This is a genomic window from Hymenobacter sp. APR13 (genome assembly GCF_000737515.1).
Lineage (GTDB): Bacteria > Bacteroidota > Bacteroidia > Cytophagales > Hymenobacteraceae > Hymenobacter.
Window position 1 is genome coordinate 2,470,181 of record NZ_CP006587.1, and the last position, 18,602, is coordinate 2,488,782.

The window sequence follows — 18,602 nt, forward strand, 5'->3', positions numbered from 1 at the left end:
CCAGCCGCGCTGCATCCTCCGCAACTTGGGTTGATTAACCCAACCCGTCTATGCCCTTATCCTTACCCCGCCTGCTTTCGGTCGCCTGCCTGTCACTGGGGGCGCTGGCTGCTTTCACTGCTTTCCAGGAAGCCGATCCGATGATGCAGCGCCTGGCCACCCGCCTGCAGGCCTACTACACCGAAGCGCACCCCGAAATCAGCTACCTGCACCTCAACCAGGCGGCATACGCGGCTGGTGAAACGCTGTGGTTCAAGGCGTATGTCGTGGACGGCAGCACGCACCAGCCCGACTCGCTGAGCCGAGTGCTCTATGTGGATATGATAAGTCCCTCGGGGAAGGAGGTGGCGTTGCGCCGCACGTTGGCGCTGCGCGGCGGGCAGGCCCACGGCGACATCCAGCTACCCGACTCGCTGCCCCAGGGCATCTACACGCTGCGGGCTTACACCAGCTGGATGCGCAACAGCGGCGAAGAGTTGTTTTTCTCGCGGCGGGTGCCGGTGTGGCAGGCTACGTCTTCCTCGCGGGTCAATAGCAGGCTGATAGCCAAGGAAATGAGTGCTGCCCGCCGGGAAACTGCCTCTGCCTCCCGCCCCGACGTGCAGTTCTTCCCGGAAGGCGGCGACTACGTGGCGGGCCTGCCCACGGTGGTAGGGGTGAAGGCCCTGGATGCCACCGGCACCGGGCTGGCCGTGCGCGGTACCATTCTCGACGACCAGAATCAGCCGCAGGCCACCTTCACTACCTCCGCCCTGGGCATGACGGCGCTTACGTTTACGCCTACCGCGGGGCGCCGCTACCTTGCCCGCGTAACGCTGCCCGGCGGCGTTACTGCCGACTATCCGCTACCCGCGGTGCGGCCCGACGGCTGGGTGCTGAATGTGCGCGACGCCGGCCCCAATTTGCAGGTGTTTATCCGGTACCAGCCGCCGCAAGGCCGGGCTGTGGCGCCGGTCAGGCTGCGGCTGCTGGGCCACGTGCGCGGTGCCGTAGTGTACACCGGTGCCGGCCAGATCCAGGGGCCGGAAACCTTTATGGCCACCGTATCCAAAGCGGGGCTGCCGGCCGGCATCGTGCACTTCACCCTCTTCGACGACCAGCAGATTGCCCGGGCCGAGCGTCTGGCGTTTGTGCCCGATCCGGCGCCGTTGCGCATCAGCCTACAACCCGAAAAAACCACCTACGGCCTGCGCGAAGTGGTATCGATGGCGGTAGACGTGCGTACGGCCGAAGGCCAGCCCGTTGCGGCCGAGCTGTCGGCGTCGGTGGTGGCGGTGGCGGAGGGCCTGCCAGCTACCGGCACCACCGACGCTGATGTGGAGTCACATTTGCTGCTGACCTCGGAGCTGAAAGGCTACGTGGAAAATCCCGGCTACTACTTCCGCCAGCCTACGCCCGAAACGCGACGGGCGCTTGACCACCTGCTGCTCACGCAGGGCTGGAGCCGCTTTGTGTGGGGGAAGCTGCTGGCCTCTGATGCGTCGCCGGCCGCTGCCTACCAGTTTCTGCCCGAGCAGACTCTGACGCTGAGTGGCCAGCTGATGCGCCTCAATGAAAAGCCGGTGTCCAATGGTGCCCTCACGCTGTTCCAGGGAGCCAGCAAAGGCGTAACCGTCGGGCAAACCGATGCCACCGGCCGGTTTACGTTCACCGGCTTTTCGGGCCAGGATTCCAGCCGGGTGCTGGTGCAGGCCCGCACCGAAAAGGGTGGGTCCAATGTAATGGTGAAGCTGGACAAGCTGTGGCCGCTGCCGGCGAAGGCAACGCCGCTGCCGCTGCTGGCCTCGGCCGCCGCCCTGCCGTCGGAGGTGGGCGTGTATGCCCAGCGCAGCCGCCGCCAGCAGGTGCTGGAGCAGCAGTATCGTCCCGATTCCAGCCGCAGCATTGTGCTGCGCAACGTGACCGTGAAAGGCAGCCGCCCCACCCCGCCCCGGCACGACCCCCGCTCGATCCATCTGAGCGCCGATGTCGTGCTGCGTACGCGCGACATTCCGGCTGCCGACAATGCCACCGACATTTTTCAGCTGCTGCAGGGGCGGGTATCAGGCGTAGATATATTCCGCACCGATAGCGCTAATCTCTTGCAAGTGCGGATCCGGGGCATTTCCAGCATTACCGGTGGAAGTGGACCATTGCTGCTGCTCGATGGTATTCCGCTACCCAATACGCAAAGCCTGCAGGGTATTCCGCCGTCGATGGTCGAACGGATCGAAGTACTGAAAGGTCCTTCAGCAGCCATCTACGGGATGCGTGGAATGGGTGGCGTGATTGCCGTATTCACCAAGCACGGCAACCCCGATTACGACTACAGCCATGAAAAAAGCAACGAAAGCGTGGTGGTGTATCAGCTGCCGGCCTACTACCGGCCCCGCGAGTTCTATGCGCCCGGCTACGAGAAAGCGTCGGCCGCCAACCGCCCCGACCCGCGGGCGACCACGCTGCACTGGCTGCCGCGCCTGCCAGTGCCGGCTACCGGCCCGGCCCGCTTTACGTTCTACACCGCCGACGAGCCCGGCACGTTCCGCGTGCGGGTGGAAGGCATCGGGGCCACTGGCCAGCCCGTGACGGGCAGTGCTGTGCTAGTGGTGGCCGACCGGTAGCTACTGGGGGCCTCCCCTCATGCATGCGCCCGGCCATCGGCGCCGGGCTGGGGGACTACCGCCGCTGGCGTTCAGCATTCGGTTGTAACACAGAGCGCTTTCATAAAATTGCCATACTTCTTGTGCTTGGCTGTATATACTTCAGCTAGCTTGTTGCAAAGCAGTTTATGGCTTCTTTACTTTTTAACAACATTCTCTATAGCCATACCAATATGCCATCTTTCTCTTTTCGTCTATTTCAGGCCGCTTGTTTGCCAGTGGGCGCTTTTGCAGTGTTTTCTGCCTTCCAGAATCCTGATCCGGCCATACAGCGTCTAGCTACCCGACTTCAATACTTCTATACTGAAGCACAACCCGAAATCAGCTACCTGCATCTCAACCAGGCGGCTTACGTGGCCGGCGAAACTGTGTGGTTCAAGGCCTATGTGGCCGATGCCAACTCGCATCAGCTTGACTCGTTGAGCCGGGTGCTGTACGTGGATGTGGTGAGCCCTTCAGGACGGCGGGTGCTGCTGCGCCGCACGTTGGCGTTGCGCGGCGGCCTTGCCCACGGCGACTTGGCTTTGCCTGATACCTTGGCGCAAGGCGTATACACGGTGCGCGCCTACACTCATTGGATGCGCAACGCTGGTGAGCAGTTATTTTTCTCGCGCCGCGTGCCCGTGTGGCAGACAGCACCCGCCGCACCTGACGCAGCGGCCAGTGCTTCAGTTGGCACAGCGGTACATGCCCGGCGTGAGGTGGCTCGCCCGGTGGCTTCGTCCCGGCCCGACGTGCAGTTTTTCCCAGAAGGTGGCGATTATGTGGCGGGCCTGTCCACAGTTGTTGGAGTGAAGGCAGTGGATGCCACCGGTGCCGGCTTAGCCGTGCGGGGCGAAATCCTCGACGACCAGAACCAAGTCCAGGGCAGCTTCAGCACGCCGGCATTAGGGATGAGTGCTTTCAGCTTCAGTCCTGCTGCCGGCCGCCGCTATCATGCCCGGGTGGTGCTGCCCAATGGCACTGCGGCCGACTATCCGCTGCCAGCCGTGCAGCCGGCTGGCTGGGTGATGAACGTACGTGAAATCGGCAATACCCTACGGGTGTTAATCCGGCATCGGGCGGCGGCTGGGGCCGCAGCCGGGCCCCAGGCGCTACGGCTGCTGGCCCACGTGCGTGGGGTGCTGGTATATGCCGGCCAGGGCCAGATCAATGGCGACGAAATATTTTCGGCCACCTTGTCTAAGGACAAGCTGCCGGCTGGCGTATTGCACCTCACGTTGTTTGATGAGCAGCAGATTGCCCGTGCTGAGCGACTGGCTTTTGTGCCTGATCCGAATCCCCTGCGCGTGGCTGTGCGCTCTGACCGGCCCAGCTATGGCGCCCGTGAGGCTGTGACGCTGGAGGTGGAAGTGCGTAATGCCGCCGGCCTGCCCACTGGCGCCGAACTATCGGTGGCCGTGGCGGATGAGGCCGGTCTGCCGGCCACTGGCACCACGGATGCTACCATTGAGTCGCACCTGTTGCTGACCTCAGAGCTGAAAGGCTATGTGGAAAATCCCGGCTATTACTTCCGCCAGCCCACGCCCGACACCCGGCTTGCCCTCGACTACCTGCTGCTTACGCAGGGCTGGAGCCGCTTTGTATGGCGTGAGCTGCTGGCCTCTGATACGTCGCCGGCCGCCGCCTACCGCTTTCTGCCCGAACAAACCCTGACGCTGGGCGGCCGGTTGGTACGCACCAACGGCAAACCCGTACCCAATGGCACCCTGACTCTGTATCAGCAAGCCAACAAAAGCGTTAATGTTAGTCAGGCCAATGATGCAGGCCGGTTTCTGTACCAGGGATTTTCCGGGCAGGACTCCGCCAAGGTGCTCCTGCAGGCCCGCACCGAGAAAGGCAGCAACAATATATTGATTCAACTTGATGAGCTGTGGCCGCTGCCTGCCACACCGTTGCCGCTGCCGTTGCAGGTGCTGCCTGCCGCCACGCCCGAACTGGCTGCCTACAGCCAGCGCAGCCGCCGCCAGCAGGTTCTGGAGCGGCAGTACCTGCCCGATTCCACCCGTAGCATTCTGTTGCGCAACGTCACGGTGAAGAGCCGCGCAACCCCGCCGGAACAGTCTGTCTTTTCACTTCACAGTAACGCTGACTACGTGCTGAATCTGAGTGATATTCCATCGACTGCAGCTTTTTCCGACATCTTCCAACTATTACAGGGGCGCGTGTCCGGCTTGCAGATAACCCGCTCCAACTCGTCCTACAATGTTATGATCCGGGGTGCCTCCAGTATCACTGGCAGCAGCCAGCCGCTCTATCTGCTTGACGGTATGCCGATTTCTGATGCGGAAGGACTGATGGGTGTCGCCCCCGTCACGGTGGAGCGCATTGAAGTACTGAAAGGAGCCTCGGCGGCCATCTACGGTAGCCGGGGAGCAGGAGGAGTTATTGCCGTATTCACCAAGCGCGGCAACTTCAACTACGACTACAGCAAGGAGCCTGCTGCCGGCGTGGCAGTGCGCCAGCTGCCAGCCTATCACCGTGCCCGCGAATTCTACGCACCCCGCTACGAGCAGGCTTCGGCAGCCAACCGTCCCGACCCGCGGGCCACTACGCTCTATTGGCTGCCACGCTTGTCCGTGCCGGCCTCGGGCACAGCGCGCTTCACCTTCTACACCGCCGACCAGGGGGGTACGTTCCGCGTCAGCGCCGAAGGAATCGGGGCCACCGGCCAGCCAGCGCTGGGCAGCACCTCGCTCACCGTCTCGGCCCGATAAAAAGGCAGAAGCGTTATTTCCGGAATGGGTGCCCGTTCAGGGCCAGCCGCTCAGTTAGCTCTACAGCGCGCCGGGCCCGGGTTTCAGCCTGCCTGGCGCTGGCTACGTGGCGGGCCATGGCGCGGCGCATGCTGCCCGAGTGCCTAGCGAAGCTGGCTTCCGCTTCGGGCCAGGCTTCCAGGGCTTCGGCCAGCTCGGCGGGCAGTTCCACGTAGTCGGGTTGCGGGTCGGGGGCGAGGGTGATGGTGAGGTGCTGGCCCAGCTGGATGCCGGCGGCGCTGCACAGGTCTTTGCTGAACATCAGATAGCGGCCGCCGCCGGGTAGCGGGAGCAGCCCCAGCCGTACGGCGTGACCATTCACGGTGCCCGTTACGCGCTTCGTGGCCTTGCCGCCCAGCACCTCCAGCACCAGTGGCGGTACTACCACTATCTGGGTGGGCATGAAGCTGGGGCCGCCGGGCTCCAGTTGCGCCTGAAAGGTGTGCGTCGGTTCCATGCAGGCAAAATAGCTAGCGGAACGGTGCGAGCAGCAATGTGCTTTTAACCCTGCTAAGTACAACGGGCCGCCTAAAAAAATATCCGTACTGCGGAACTATTACCGCATATTCTGGCACAACTCTTGGGATTTGGAACGACACCTCTCTTATATCCTGTCTTTATGCTGATAAAACGCATCTTGGTTACGCTCCTTGCTTCCGCTACGCTCTTTACCGTTGCCTGCCACAAAGACCAAGACGACCAGCCTCAACCCGCCGCAACGGTGCAGGCGGCTACGCTCAACATGACGTTTCACTACGCCAGCCCCGACGAAACGCGCGGCATCAACCACCTCGCCGACAAACCCCGCGGCCAGCAGTTCGCCGACCGGCTCGTGGTGACGTTCAGCAACAGCCAAACTAGCCCTACCGACCAGTTGGAATTCACGATTGCCAAAAGTCGCCAGAAGTCTGGCTTGGCCGGCACCTACGCGCTGGCCTCGCAGCCCGACCTCGGCGCGGGCGACGTGCAGGTCCGCTACCTGCGGCATACTCCCAGCAGTGCCGCCACCGAAAACCTGGCAACCGGCAACACGCACCGCCTCACGGGCTCCTTTATCATCAGCAGCTACGATGCAAACCGCCAGCTCATCAGCGGCAGCTACACCGTGGAAGCGGCCGACAGCAAAGACCCGTTCACGTTCCTGACCACTGGCGTCGATAACCGCCGCTCCGGCGATTTGCGCGTCTATGGCACCTTCACGGAGGTGCCGCTGCGGTAAGCTCTCATTCCGACTCAGGAGGAATCCGGGGAACAGGTGCGCAAACCGATTTACTTGGATTCCTGTCTGGCCGCAATAACAGACGAGTTGCCTAAACTTTGATTCCGGCGGATTTGGCCCCAACTTGCCTATGCTGCGGCCTCGGCGGCGGCGTTTCACCCTGGAATCCGACTCATGCTCAAAATCAACAAGCAGGACGCCCTCGACTACCATTCCCAAAGCCCCGCCGGCAAGATTGAGGTAGTGCCCACCAAGCCCGTCAGCACCCAGCTGGATTTGGCGCTGGCCTACTCGCCGGGCGTAGCCGAGCCCTGCCTGGCCATTGCCCAGAACCCCGACGACGTGTATAAATACACCGCCAAGGGCAACCTGGTGGCCGTTATCAGCAACGGCACGGCCGTGCTGGGCCTCGGCAACATCGGGCCGGCCGCCAGTAAGCCGGTGATGGAAGGCAAGGGCGTACTGTTCAAGAAATTTGCGGGCATCGACTGCTTCGACATCGAAATCGACGCCACCGACCCCGACGAGTTCATCCGCATCGTGAAGGCCCTGGAGCCTACGTTCGGCGGTATTAACCTGGAGGACATCAAGGCCCCGGAGTGCTTCCGCATCGAGACCGAGCTGCGCGACAAGATGAACATCCCGCTCATGCACGACGATCAGCATGGCACGGCTATCATTTCGTCGGCGGCGCTGCTCAACGGCTTGGAGGTGGTAGGCAAGCGCATCGAGGACATCAAGCTGGTGGTGAGCGGCGCGGGTGCGGCGGCCATCAGCTGCCTGCGCCTGTACCTGGCGCTGGGCCTCCAACTGGAAAACGTGGTGGTGTTCGACAAGGACGGCGTCATCAACGCCAGCCGCACCGACCTGGCGCCGCTGCAGATGCACTTCGCCACCAGCCGCCCCGTCAGCACGCTGGCCGAGGCCATGGAAGGCGCCGACGTGTTCCTGGGCCTTTCGGCGGCCAACGTGCTGCCCGCCGAGCTGCTGCTGAAGATGGCTGACAACCCCATCGTATTCGCGCTGGCCAACCCCACGCCCGAAATTGCCTACGAGCTGGCCCTGGCTACCCGCCCCGACCTGATTATGGCCACCGGCCGCTCTGACCATCCCAACCAGGTAAATAACGTACTCGGCTTCCCCTATATTTTCCGGGGGGCGCTGGACGTGCGGGCCACCGAAATCAACGAGGCCATGAAGCTGGCCGCCGTGCGCGCCCTTTCCGACCTGGCCAAGGAGCCCGTGCCGGACATGGTAAACCGCGCCTACGGCGACAACACGCTGGCCTTCGGCCGCACCTACCTCATTCCCAAGCCCCTCGACCCGCGCCTCATCACGACGGTGAGCCCGGCCGTGGCCCGCGCCGCCATGGAAAGCGGCTCGGCCCGCCGCAACATCGAGGACTGGACCGCCTATGAAGACGAGTTGCGCGGCCGCCTCGGCGTAAATCAGAAGCTGATGAACCGCATCACGTCGGCGGCCCGCGCCAACCCCAAGCGCGTGGTGTTTGCCGAAGCCGACAACTACAAGATCCTCAAAGCGGCCCAGATTCTGTTTGATGAGGGCATTGCGGTGCCCATCCTGCTCGGCAACCGCAAAAAGCTGGAAACCATTGCCCAAGCCAACAACTTGGACCTGCACGGCTGCCAGATCATTGATATTCTGGAGGAAGACGCCAAGCGTGAAGAGTACGCCAACCTGCTCTACCAGAAGCGGCAGCGCCGCGGCATCACGCTCTACGAAGGCCGCCGCCTGCTGCGCGAGCGGAACTACTACGGCTCGATGATGTTGGAAACCGGCGAGGCAGATGCCTTCATCACCGGCCTCACCAAAGACTACGGCAAGAGTATTGTGCCCTCGCTGCAGGTGATTGGGGTGGAAGAAGGCGTGAAGCGCGTGGCCTCCATGTACATCATCCAGCACAAGAAAGGCCCGTTCTTCTTCGCCGATACCACCGTCAACATCGACCCCACGGCCGAGGAAATGGTGGACATCATCGGCCTCACGGCCGAGGCCGTACGCTTCTTCGACGCCGAGCCGCGGGTGGCCGTTATCAGCTACTCCAACTTCGGTTCCAACCCCGGCGAGCTGCCCGACAAGGCCCGCCGCGCCACCGAGCTGGCCAAAAAGCGCTACCCCGAGCTGATTCTGGACGGTGAGATGCAGGCCAACACGGCCCTCAACCCCGACCTGCTGCGCGAGCAGTACCCGTTCTCGGAGCTGGCCGAAAAGGGCGGCGCCAACACGCTCATCTTCCCGAACGTGATTAGCGGCAACATTGCCTACAAAGTGCTCCAGGAAATCGGGGGTGCCGAGGTAATCGGGCCGGTGCTGATGGGCATGCGCAAGCCGGTGCACATTCTGCAGCTGGGTGCCTCCGTCCGCGAAATCGTGAACATGGCCTCCATTGCCGTCGTCGACGCCCAGCAAAGCCAGACCAACCGCGGCTTGTAGCCGGGTTGTTGGCGTGCTGAAGCCAGATAAGTAAAAGAATAGCAACAGATTGCTTAAGGTCTGTAGAACGTCATGCTGAACTTGCCAGAGCGAGCCCGCATGACGTTCTTTTGTCCTGCCGGGCTTCGCACTTGCCGCCAGTTTTCCGCCTTCCTGCAGGACGCCGCAACGCGTAATTTATTCCGCCAATAATGCCATCAGTTGCGGGATAGAAAACCCAGCTGCTGGTGTTGCCCTACCACCTAAGTTCCCCAGCTTCTACGCTCCACATATGATTGCCTACATCGAAGGAAAGCTCGCTTACAAAGACCACGCCCAAGCCATTCTCGACGTGAGCGGCATCGGCTACGAGGTGCGCATTTCGCTCAGCACGTTCAGCAAGCTGCCCGCCGAGGGCGACAAGGCCAAGCTCTACACCTTCCAGCACATCAAGGAAGACGCCCACACGCTCTACGGCTTCCTCGACCCCAGCGAGAAAGCGCTGTTCATGCAGCTGATTTCGGTGTCGGGCATCGGGCCGGGCACGGGCATCGTGATGGTGAGCAGCATGAGCGTGGGCGAAATCCGCCAGGCCATCGTGAACGAGGACGTGCGCGCCATCCAGAGCATCAAAGGCGTGGGCCCCAAAACGGCGCAGCGCGTGATTCTGGAGCTGCGCGACAAGCTGCGCAAAGACGAGCTGCTGGCCAAAGCCGGAGTAGATACCGTACCGCTGGCCCGGGCACACAATACCAGCCGCAGTGAGGCGTTGTCGGCTTTAGTGACGCTGGGCTTTGCCCGCGCCGCCGCCGAGAAGAATCTTGACCAGATTCAGAAGCGCTATGGCAACGACCTGAGCGTGGAGGAATTGATTAAGTTTGCTCTTAAGTCCAATTAAGTATTGAGTAGTTAGTATGGAGTATGAAGTAGTGAGTGTAGAGTAGGGAATACAGAGTACGGAGCCTGGCTGTTGCCTGCTCTGCTTTCGCCAGCTACCCTTGCTTCATACTCTCTACTTGATACTCAATTCTTAACGCCACCTGCATCCTTTTTTATTTGTAGCACTTGAACTCCGGTAAGAAGTCCCTCACTGCCTCCGTTGCTGTTGTTTTCGCGTCGTTGCTGGGTGCTTGGTGGTCGCAGGCCGAAACTGCCGGGTCGGCCGCTTTTTCGCTGCGCCAGCTATGGGCGTGGCTCCCCGAAACCAGCGAGGCCCGGCCCTGGCTGATGCCCGGGCCCGATACGCCGCGCACGGCCCTGCCCGACACCAGCCGCTACCGTTCCAGCCGCCGGCCCCGCGTGGCGCCTTCCGACAGGGTGGGCACGCCGTTTTCGCCGCAGCGCCGCCGCTCGCCGCTGGTGCTGCCCCTGCCCGGCAACGTGCAGCAGGTCATCACGCCCGACGACAGCCTGCAGTATTTTGATGTGGAGGAGCGGATTGGGGAGGACGTGGACTTCCGCGACCCCAGCCGCCTTACCTTCAAGGAGTACTCGCGCTGGCAGCAACAACAGGCTGTACGAGACTACTTCCGAAATCGTTCGGCCGGGGGCGTCGTTGGCGACTCCGGCTCGGCCGCCTCGCGCCGCCTGATCCCCAAGATTTACCTCGGCCCCATGGCCGACCGTATCTTCGGTGGCTCCTACGTCGACATCCGGCCGGCCGGCGCAGTCACTATCCGGATGGGGGCGCGCTTCAACCGCAACCAAAACCCCACGCTCACGCTCCGGCAGCAGCGCATCGGCGAGTTTCAGTTCGACCAGAACATGAACCTCAACCTGACGGGCCAGATCGGGGAGAAGGTGCGCCTGAACTTCAACTATGACACCAAGGCCGCCTTCGACTTCGAAAACAACATGAAGCTCGACTACACGGGCTTCGACACGGACATCATCCGGAAGGTAGACCTCGGCAACGTGAGTCTGCCGCTGAATAATTCGCTGATTGTGGGCGGGCAGAACCTGTTCGGGGTGAAAACCCAGCTGCAGTTCGGGCGCATGAGCGTGACGGCCGTGGCCAGCACTCTGCGCGGCCAGGCCGACGAGGTGCGCGTGCAGAACGGCGGCCAGAGCCGGCAGTTTGAGCTCAAGGCCAGCCAGTACGAGAAAGACCGGCACTTCTTCTTGAGCCAGTTCTTCCGCGACCGGTACAACCTGGCCCTGCGCAACCTGCCCACCGTGCAGAGCGGCATCGAAATCCGCTACTTGGAAGTGTGGGTCACCAACGACAACCGCCAGAGCGACAACCTGCGCAACGTGGTGCCGCTCATGGACCTGGGCGAAGCCAGCCGCGTGTACCGCAGCCCGCTGCTGCTACCCGGCACCTTGCCCACCGTCGCCGCCAACAACACCAACAACCAGCTCCAGCAGCTGCTGCTGCCCAACGCCCAGGCCCGCGGCGAGTTGACCGTGGACAACTACCTGAGCGGCGGCAACGTGGCCGGCCAGCCGCTGGTGAAAAACGTGGACTTCGAGCACGTGCGGGCCCGCAAGCTCGACCCGCGCGAGTACACCTTTAATGCTCAGCTGGGCTACCTGAGCCTCAACACCCAGCTGCTGCCCGAGCAGGTGCTGGGCGTCAGCTACGAGTACCTCTACAACGGCCGCACCTACAAAGTAGGGGAGGTGGTGAACGACTACGGCAACCGCAGCCAGGACGAAGTGGTGTTTCTGAAGATGTTGAAGGCCACTAACCCCGCCGTGGGCCTAGCCGACCCCAGCCAGAACCCGCAGAACCTGAACCTGCTCACCCGGAACCTGCCCACCTGGGACCTGATGATGAAGAACGTGTACCCGTTGAATGCCTCGCAGCTCAACCGGGACAACTTCCAGCTGCAGATTGTCTACAAGGACGACGTGACGGGTGTGGATTTGATTTCGCTGAAGGAAGGCGCCCGCATCCAGAATCGCCCGCTGATTGAGGTGCTCAACCTCGACAACGTAAACCCCAACAACGACCAGAACGCCGACGGCAACTTCGACTTCTTCCCCGGCATCACCATTGACCCGGAGCTGGGTAAGGTGATATTCCCGGTGGTGGAGCCCTTCGGTAGCTACCTGCGCAGCCAGTTTGATACGCTGGGCGTGACGCCTGGCTCGGACCCCGCCAACGAGCGGCTGCTGGCCCGCAAGTACGTCTACGACGCCCTCTACAACCAGGTGCAGAGCGACGCCCAGCAGGTGACCGAGAAAGACAAGTTTGTGCTGCGCGGCCGGTTCCAGGCCACCGCCACCGACGAGATTACGCTGCCCGGTTTGGGCATTGCGGTGGGCTCGGTGCGGGTGCGCGCCGGCTCGGTGCTGCTGGAAGAAGGCCGCGACTACCAGGTGTTCTACGACCAGGCCAAGGTGAAAATCCTGAACCCGGCCTACCTCAACTCGGCCAACGAGCTGCGGGTGGAGTTCGAGAAAAACGCACTGGTGCAGGTGCAGCCGCGCCGCCTGCTCGGGGCCCGCTTCGACTACCGCCTCAACCAGGACGTGAACTTCGGGGCCACGGTGCTGCACTTGCGCGAAAACCAGGCGCCGGGTATCAACCGCGTGAATATCGGCGACGAACCGGGCAACAACACCATCTACGGCTTCGACGTGAACATGCGCCGCGACTCGCGCGCCCTCACCAAGTACCTGGATATGCTGCCGTTCATCTCCACCAAGGAGCCGTCGTCGGTGGCCTTTAGTGGCGAGTTTGCGCAGTTGCTGCCGGGCAAGTCGCAGCTGGGCAACGGCGAAAACGGCGTGAGCTACCTCGACGACTTCGAGAATGCGCGCACGCCCTACACGCTGGGCGGCCTGAACTCGGCGGTGGCGTGGCGCCTGGGCTCCACGCCCCGCACCTTCCCCAACTTCGACGCCAACGACATCACCTCGGCTTACCGCCGCGCCAAGCTGGCCTGGTACTCCATCGACCAGAGCTACTACACCGACGGGCCCAACGTGCCGGACAACATCGGCACGGCCGAGCTGGAAAACCACTACACCCGCGGCATCCAGCGCAACGAAATCTTCCCGAACCGCGACCTGGGCACCACCGGCAACGGCTTCGAGTACTCGCTGGACATGGCCTACTACCCCTCGGAGCGCGGGCCCTACAACTACAACCCCGCCATCGGGGCCGACGGCAAAACGCTGCCGACTGCCCTAGCGCCGCAGACCTTCGGCGCCATTTCGCGCGAAATCACCTTCGATACCGACTTCGACAACGCCAACGTGGAGTACCTGGAGTTCTGGCTGATGGATCCGTTCATTGCCGGCCGCCGGGGCGAAATCAACGACAGCGAGAATCCGCCCGTCAACAACACCACCGGCGGCCGTCTGGTCATCAACCTGGGCAACGTGAGCGAGGACGTGCTGCGCGACAACAACCAGTACGAGTTTGAGAACGGCCTGCCCACCGACGATGCTGGCCTGGCTACCGACGTGCGCCCGACGCCCTGGGGCCGCGTGACGCGCCAGCAATTCCTGACCGACGCCTTCAGCAACGCCCCCGGCGGCCGCGCCCGCCAGGACGTGGGCCTCGACGGCCTGACCGACACCGAGGAAACGGCTTTCTTCAACAAAGCCTACGCCGACCCCTCCGGCGACAACTTCCGCCACCACCTCGACCCGTTCTACGACCAGAACGACGTGAAGCTGCTGGGCCGCTACAAGCAGTACAACGGCCTAGAAGGCAACTCGCAGGAAAACAGCCAGCTCTCGTCCACGGCTTTCCCCGATAAGGAAGACCTGAACCGCGACAACGTCATCTCGGAAACGGAGCGCTACTACGAGTACCAGCTGGAGCTGGGCGCCAGACCCGGCGACATTGCCGTGGGCAACAACTACGTGGTGGACCGCATCACCAAGTCCGTCAACGGCGACCAGGTGAACTGGTACCAGTTCCGCATTCCGATCCGCCAGTACAGCGCCGTGCGCAGTGCCGATGGGCAGCCGTTCGGCTTCAAAAGCATCCGGTTTCTGCGCATGTACCTCACGGGCTGGCAGCAGCCCGTGGTGCTGCGCATGGTGCAGCCCCAGTTCATTGCCAACCAGTGGCGCCGCTACCTGCAGCCGATTTCGGAAACCAGCCAGCCCTGCCTGAACTGCGGCGACGCGGCCCGCTCGTTTAACATCAGCACCGTGAGCCTGGAGGAAAACGGTCCGGCCATAGATGGCGCGAAAGGTGCTATTCCGTACGTGCTGCCGCCCAACATTCAGCGCGACAAAGAGTACGGCTCCGGCACCGTGAACCGCCAGCAGAACGAGCAAAGCCTGCGCCTGTGCGTAGATCAGCTCCGCGACGGTTTCGGGCAGGCCGCCTACAAGAACATCAACCTGAGTTTGCTGCGCTACAAGCAGCTGCGCCTGTTCCTGCACGCCGAAAGCGAGGACGACAACGTGCGCGACGGACAAGTCCAAGCTTTCGTGCGCCTCGGCACCGACTACAACCAAAACTATTACGAGTACCGCCTGCCGCTGCAAATTACGCCGCGCACCGCTACCACCCAGGCCGAAATCTGGCCCACGGCCAACGAAATCCAACTCTCACTGCAGACTTTCATTGATGTGAAGGCTGAGCGCAACCTTGCCGTAAACCAAGGCACGGCCAGCTACACCGGCCCCTACACCAAAACCTTCGCCAACGGCACCAGCATCACGGTGTATGGCAACCCCGACCTGAGCGCGGTGCAGGGCGCTATGATTGGCCTGTTTAACCCCACCAACGACGGCAACACCAAGTCGTTCTGCCTCTGGGCCGATGAGTTCCGGGTGTTCGACTTCGACAAGCAGAACGGCTGGGCCGCTACCGCCCGCTTCAACACCAAGCTCGCCGACCTAGCCAACATCACGGCCACCGGCAGCTACACCTCGGTGGGCTTCGGCGGCCTGCAGGACAAGCTGCAGCAACGCTCCCTGGAAAGCATCACCCGCGGCGACGTGAATGCCACGGTGGCTGCCGACAAGCTGTTCCCCGAGAAGCTGGGCCTGCGGATTCCGGTGCTGGTGCAGGCCGGCAATGAAACCCGCGCCCCCGAGTACGACCCGCTCGACCCCGATACTCGCCTGGAGCAGTCGTTGAACAAATTCAGGAATCCCGACAACTCCATTGATGCGGAGAAGCAGGCCGAGTACCGCAAGGAAGTCATCGACCAGACCACCAGCCGCAGCATCTCGGTGCTGAATGTGCGCAAGGAGCGCACCAACCCCGAGAAGAAGCCGATGCCTTACGACATCGAGAACTTCGCGGCCAGCTACTCCATCACGGAGCGCACCCACACCGACATCCGCACCGATCGGGACTACACCCGCACCTACACCGGCGCGCTGGCCTACCTCTACCAGCTCACGCCCAAAACCTACACCCCGCTGGCCAAGATCAAGGCCCTGGACAACCCCTACCTGAAGATTTTCCAGGACGTGAACTTCACGCCGCTGCCTACCCGCTTCTCGTTCCGGGCAGATATTGACCGGCGCTACAACGAGCGGTTCCTGCAGCGCGTGCTGGAGCCGGGCCAGCTGCCCACCACCAACGGCATTCCGGGCGTGTTCCAGAAGTCGTTCTACTTCAACCGCATCTACGACCTGCAGTGGGCTCTCACCAAGGCGCTGACCATCGACTACACCGCCAACAACCGGGCAGTGATTGACGAAGGCCAGGGCCGCACCATTGGCGACTCGCCGGAGGCCCAGGAGAACCGCCGGCAGCTGCGCGAAAACCTGTTCCGCCGCGGCGGCCGCACCACCAACTTCAACCAGACGGTGGCCCTGACCTACCGCCTGCCCCTCGACAAGTTCCCGCTCACCGACTGGCTGTCGGCGGATGCGCGCTACGCCGCCAACTACACCTGGCAGGCGGCCTCCACAGCGCTGCGGGCCCCGGCCCCGGTGCGGTTCCTGCCCAACGGCTCGCCCGACCCCACCGATACCACCACCGCCAAGCTCAACCTGGGCAACACCATCCAGAACAACGGCGAGCTGAGTGCCAACGGCAAGATTGATTTGGTGAAGCTCTACAATAAGGTGCGTTTCCTCAACATCATCAACAACGCCCCGGCCCCCGGCGCCAACGAAGCCAGCACCGGCAAGCGCCGCCCCGGCCTGCCCGCGGCCCTCGACCGTGCCGCTGCCATTGGCCAGACGGAGGCTCCGGCCGACACTGCTAAAGGCCCCGAACTGCGCTTCCTGAAGGCAGTGCTTCGGTCCTTGATGACGGCCCGCTCGCTGAACTTCACTTACACCCGCTCCAACGGCACGCTGCTGCCCGGCTACTTGCCCCGCACTCGCTTCTTCGGCATGAACTCCGACTTCGACGCGCCGGGCGTGCCCTTCCTGCTGGGCAAGCAGTACGACCTGGATGCGCTCTACAACCGCGCCGCCAGCCGCGGCTGGTACACCGACCAGAGCCAGTTCCTGAACACGCCCATCAGTTCGCTGCTCACCGAAAACCTGGTGCTGCGCACTTCGCTGGAGCCCTTCCGCGACTTCAACATTCAGCTGGAAGGCCGCCGCCAGCTGGCCCGCAACCGGGAAGTGTTCTACCGCAACGCTATTGATGAAGTGAGCCTACAGCCCACCGGCGGGCTGGCCCCGCGCCAAGACTTGGGCTCCGGTACGTTCAGCACCTCGTTCATCAGCGTCCGGACGTTGTTCGGTGACCGAAGCAAAAAGGGCGAGGATTCCAAGGCGTTCGACCAGTTTGTGCAGAACCGGGGTATCGTACAGGAACGCTTGGCGTTGGCCAATACCACCGGCACGGGCACCTACGGCTACAACTCGCAGGACGTGTTGATTCCGGCCTTCCTGGATGCTTACCGCGGCAAGTCGTCGGATGGCTACAAGGCCGAGAAGTTCAAGCCGTTCGAGCTGCTACCCATTCCTAACTGGCGCGTCGACTACAACGGCCTGGCCGAGCTGCCCTTCGTGAAGCGCTACTTCCGGTCTATCTCGCTTACCCACGCCTACTCGTCGGTGTACACGGTGGCGGGCTACACCACGGCCTCCGGTTACGATGCTGAGCCGCAGGGCCTGAGCACCATCACCAACGCCTCGGGCCAGTACATTCCGTACTACATCATCGGGCAGGTGAGCATTGCGGAGCGCCTCTCGCCGCTGATTGGCGTGAATTTCCAGACGCTGGAGAAGATTACGGGCCGCGTGGAGCTGCGCACCGAGCGGGCCATCGGCCTCAACACCACCAACGCCCAGGTAACGGAGCTGCACACCCAGGAACTGGTGATTGGCTTCGGCTACGCCACCAACCGCTTCAAGCTGCCCTTCCGCGTCGGCGGCGAGCAGCGCATCCTGCGCAACGAGCTGACCGCCCGCCTCGACCTGAGCATCCGCGACAACACCACCATCCAGCGCAGCATCGAAGATGTGGTGGACCCCAACGACCCCACCGGCAATGCGCCCTTCGTGGGCCGGTCCCGCGGCCTCACCACCAACGGCACCCGCCAGATGCAGCTGCGCCCCACCATCGACTACGTGCTCAACCAGCGCCTGAACCTGCAGTTCTTCTTCGCTCGCACCGTCACGGACCCGCGCGTGCAGAACTCGTTCAAGAACTCCACCACCGAAGGCGGTCTGCAGCTCCGCTACAGCCTGTCGCAGTAGGTTGATGGTTGAATTGTTTAATGGCTGAATGGCTGGTGGCTCAACAAACTCCTGCACGGTTAGCCATTCAGCCATTAAACAATTCAACCATTAAACTGCTACTTTTGAGCGGCCGCGGCGCTGCCCGGCTTCTTCCTCTTCTTCCCAACCCCCGCACTGTTATGAATCTGCCCGCTGACCTGAAGTACACGAAAGAGCACGAATGGATTCGTGTGGAAGGTGACGTTGCCTACATCGGCATCACCGACCACGCCCAGAAAGAGCTTGGCGACATCGTGTATGTTGACATCGACACGCTCGACAAGGAAGTTGCCCAGAACGAGGTCTTCGGCACCGTGGAAGCCGTGAAAACCGTTTCCGACCTGTTCAGCCCCATTACTGGCACCGTACTGGAAATCAACAGCCAGCTCGACGGCAGCCCCGAAACCGTCAACTCCGACCCCTACGGCGACGGCTGGATGGTGAAAATGTCGATTGCCAACCCTTCGGAGCTGGACTCGCTGCTGTCGGCCGAAGTATACGGCGAGCTGGTAGGTGCCTAGCCTTCCCGGTCTGACCCAACAATCCGCGCCGCCCAGGCCTCGCCGCCGGCCCCTTGTGGGCCTGCCGCTGGCCTGGGCGGCGCTGGTGTTGGTGCTCACCCTCACGCCCTCCGCCGATATGCCGGTGGTGCCGCCCTGGGAGCTGATATCCTTCGATACGGCGGCCCACGCGGGCGTATTCGTGGTGCTGGCCGCCTTGGTGGTGTTTTCGGCGCGGCGCCAGACCCGGTGGCCGGCGCTGCGGCGGCACGCCTACACGGTAGTGCTGCTGGGCTGCGTGGCCTTTGGCCTGCTGATTGAGCTGCTGCAGACAACCATGGCCCTGGGCCGCCACGGCGAGTGGTCCGACGCCATCAGCGACGCGCTGGGAGCGGCTATTGGCCTGGGGCTGGCCTACGCCACCCGCCGCTGGTGGCAGTAGCCC

At 62.7% G+C, this 18,602-nt stretch carries 9 protein-coding genes; 8 read left to right on the plus strand and 1 reads right to left on the minus strand.

Annotation, left to right across the window (positions count from 1 at the left end; genetic code table 11):
• Positions 1–50 precede the first annotated feature (50 nt).
• Positions 51–2,600 (plus strand): TonB-dependent receptor plug domain-containing protein, encoded by a 2,550-nt coding sequence (locus N008_RS10305; protein ID WP_081910734.1) that lies wholly within the window; start codon positions 51–53, stop codon positions 2,598–2,600.
• A 272-nt stretch (positions 2,601–2,872) separates the two neighbouring features.
• The gene (locus N008_RS24140) at positions 2,873–5,356 is read left to right on the plus strand and encodes a TonB-dependent receptor plug domain-containing protein (RefSeq protein WP_197062833.1); all 2,484 of its coding nucleotides are present in this window, start codon (positions 2,873–2,875) and stop codon (positions 5,354–5,356) included.
• 13 nt (positions 5,357–5,369) lie between these two features.
• On the opposite strand, the gene N008_RS21585 is transcribed toward N008_RS24140, so the two are convergent.
• On the minus strand, positions 5,370–5,852 hold the full coding sequence (locus N008_RS21585; protein WP_052381419.1) for a YdeI/OmpD-associated family protein: 483 nt from the start codon (positions 5,850–5,852) through the stop codon (positions 5,370–5,372).
• Positions 5,853–6,014: 162 nt separating this feature from the next.
• On the opposite strand from N008_RS21585, the gene N008_RS10320 reads away from it, so the two are divergent.
• The 6 genes from N008_RS10320 to N008_RS21590 all read left to right on the plus strand — a co-directional run bounded on the left by N008_RS10320 (position 6,015) and on the right by N008_RS21590 (position 18,599).
• Entirely contained in the window at positions 6,015–6,614 is a 600-nt protein-coding gene (locus N008_RS10320; RefSeq protein WP_044015778.1) for a hypothetical protein, read from the plus strand.
• A gap of 174 nt (positions 6,615–6,788) precedes the next feature.
• Positions 6,789–9,068, plus strand: coding sequence for an NADP-dependent malic enzyme (locus N008_RS10325; protein ID WP_044015780.1), 2,280 nt, complete (start codon positions 6,789–6,791; stop codon positions 9,066–9,068).
• Between the two features lie 271 nt (positions 9,069–9,339).
• The gene (gene ruvA, locus N008_RS10330) at positions 9,340–9,945 is read left to right on the plus strand and encodes a Holliday junction branch migration protein RuvA (RefSeq protein WP_044015781.1); all 606 of its coding nucleotides are present in this window, start codon (positions 9,340–9,342) and stop codon (positions 9,943–9,945) included.
• A 167-nt stretch (positions 9,946–10,112) separates the two neighbouring features.
• Positions 10,113–17,636 (plus strand): cell surface protein SprA, encoded by a 7,524-nt coding sequence (sprA, locus tag N008_RS10335; RefSeq protein ID WP_231569673.1) that lies wholly within the window; start codon positions 10,113–10,115, stop codon positions 17,634–17,636.
• 161 nt (positions 17,637–17,797) lie between these two features.
• Positions 17,798–18,178: a glycine cleavage system protein GcvH gene (gene gcvH / locus N008_RS10340; protein WP_044015783.1), complete on the plus strand. Its 381-nt coding sequence runs from the start codon at positions 17,798–17,800 to the stop codon at positions 18,176–18,178.
• Positions 18,171–18,599, plus strand: coding sequence for a VanZ family protein (locus tag N008_RS21590; protein ID WP_156109204.1), 429 nt, complete (start codon positions 18,171–18,173; stop codon positions 18,597–18,599). Before gcvH ends, N008_RS21590 begins: the two co-directional genes overlap by 8 nt.
• The last annotated feature ends 3 nt before the right edge of the window (positions 18,600–18,602 follow it).

Excerpts from the sequence above, each read along its gene's own strand:
- N008_RS10305 (WP_081910734.1), top strand. The coding sequence starts at position 51 with ATGCCCTTATCCTTACCCCGCCTGCTTTCGGTCGCCTGCCTGTCACTG.
- N008_RS21585 (WP_052381419.1), bottom strand. The coding sequence starts at position 5,852 with ATGGAACCGACGCACACCTTTCAGGCGCAACTGGAGCCCGGCGGCCCC.
- N008_RS10320 (WP_044015778.1), top strand. The coding sequence starts at position 6,015 with ATGCTGATAAAACGCATCTTGGTTACGCTCCTTGCTTCCGCTACGCTC.
- N008_RS10325 (WP_044015780.1), top strand. The coding sequence starts at position 6,789 with ATGCTCAAAATCAACAAGCAGGACGCCCTCGACTACCATTCCCAAAGC.
- ruvA (WP_044015781.1), top strand. The coding sequence starts at position 9,340 with ATGATTGCCTACATCGAAGGAAAGCTCGCTTACAAAGACCACGCCCAA.
- gcvH (WP_044015783.1), top strand. The coding sequence starts at position 17,798 with ATGAATCTGCCCGCTGACCTGAAGTACACGAAAGAGCACGAATGGATT.